Raw genomic sequence first — 597 nt, 5'->3', positions numbered from 1 at the left:
ATCCCATCTCGAGGCCGCCTCATGGCGCTTGAAGCAGACACGCCGGATCATCATCGGCAGCGTTCGGACTACATCAAGGGCATCATTCATCGCCAGCCGCCCAAGCCTTCGCCTGTTTCGCAGGTGGACGGCACGCCTAGGACTATCGTTCAGTTTTGGCACGACTTCCAGAACCTGCCGCCCGACGTACTTCAGTGCATTGAATCTTGGATTTATTGGCAAAAAGCAGGCTATGCCCACCGACTGTTCGATGCGGATGGAGCTGCTGCTTACATTGAAAAGCATCTCAGCCCGTTGCACCTTTCAGCTTACAGGCGCTGTTACCATCCTGCGATGCAGGCTGATTATTTCCGATTGTGCTTCCTGCACGTTGAGGGAGGGCTGTACGTGGACGCAGACGATGTCTGCATAGCCGGGGACATTAGCCCGTTGTTTAAAGGTCACGGACTTAAAGTTCAGCCGCTTTGCTATGACATTGATTCGGATACGATGGTTCAAGCCTGTGACTTCATGTCGCCGTCAGCGAAGGCGGGCAACTGGATCTTCTATCTGAATAATAATCCATTGTCAGCTCAATCGGGCGACCTGGTTATTGAG

Annotated in this window: 1 protein-coding gene; it reads left to right on the top strand. The window is 53.1% G+C overall.

What is annotated here, in order from left to right; all coding sequences use genetic code 11:
• Positions 1-21: 21 nt before the first annotated feature.
• On the top strand, positions 22-597 hold a 576-nt coding region (locus ACXJKH_RS21895; RefSeq protein ID WP_457322540.1), incomplete at its 3' end, for a glycosyltransferase family 32 protein.

Source organism: Stenotrophomonas sp. P5_B8 (genome assembly GCF_054049855.1).
Note: the sequence above shows the minus strand (reverse complement) of the source record. Positions and strands in the feature narration are given on the sequence as shown.